Here is a 627-nt window from a genome sequence, read left to right on the forward strand (position 1 = left end):
ATTAGCCGCTGCGCTGTATACCGTATTCCACAAAACGCCACATTCCCCTCATCAAAGCCCAATACCAGAGCCTTGCCCAAAGCTGCATAAAAAACAGTACCTGCAAGGTTTGTCGATTGGTTTTTACGATGGATTAGCCGGTCCAGGAACTGGCGCGTTTTGGACTGTAAGTTCTATGGCGCTGTACCGTCTCAATATATTGCTCGCCTCTGGTTTAGCCAAAGCAATGAACTTCACCAGTAATTTTACCTCACTTATTACTTTCGCTATTTTAGGTCATATTAACTGGGTGCTAGGCTTAACAATGGGTGTGTGTTTAATGGCTGGGGCATTTGTTGGTGCGCATTCTGCAATTCGATTCGGCTCTAAGTTCATTCGTCCCGTTTTTGTCACGGTCGTGAGCGTATTGGCGATTAAGCTGGCTTATGACGCTTGGTTTGTAGGTTTATCATGAACATCGAACAACTTTCGCAAAGTTTAGAACACATGGCGAATCAAGCCGCGACATTGGATCGCCAACGAGGAGAGCATCACGTTCCGTTGTTTGATGAACGTTTATTTAGCTGCCGTTCTCGCTTACTGACCCCTTGCGTAAAAGAAGCGAAATCGACACTGGACGCAATTATC

2 protein-coding genes are annotated in these 627 nt (G+C 45.8%); both read left to right on the plus strand.

Features of this window, described 5'->3' with window-relative positions; translation table 11 throughout:
* On the plus strand, positions 1 to 454 hold a 454-nt coding region (locus tag R8O10_RS25955; protein ID WP_318192061.1), incomplete at its 5' end, for a sulfite exporter TauE/SafE family protein.
* The coding region (priC, locus tag R8O10_RS25960; RefSeq protein WP_318192062.1) for a primosomal replication protein PriC at positions 451 to 627 on the plus strand (177 nt) is incomplete at its 3' end. The genes R8O10_RS25955 and priC, both read left to right, overlap by 4 nt.

It is taken from the genome of Vibrio sp. 1727, from assembly GCF_033344415.1.
Taxonomy (GTDB): domain Bacteria; phylum Pseudomonadota; class Gammaproteobacteria; order Enterobacterales; family Vibrionaceae; genus Vibrio; species Vibrio alginolyticus.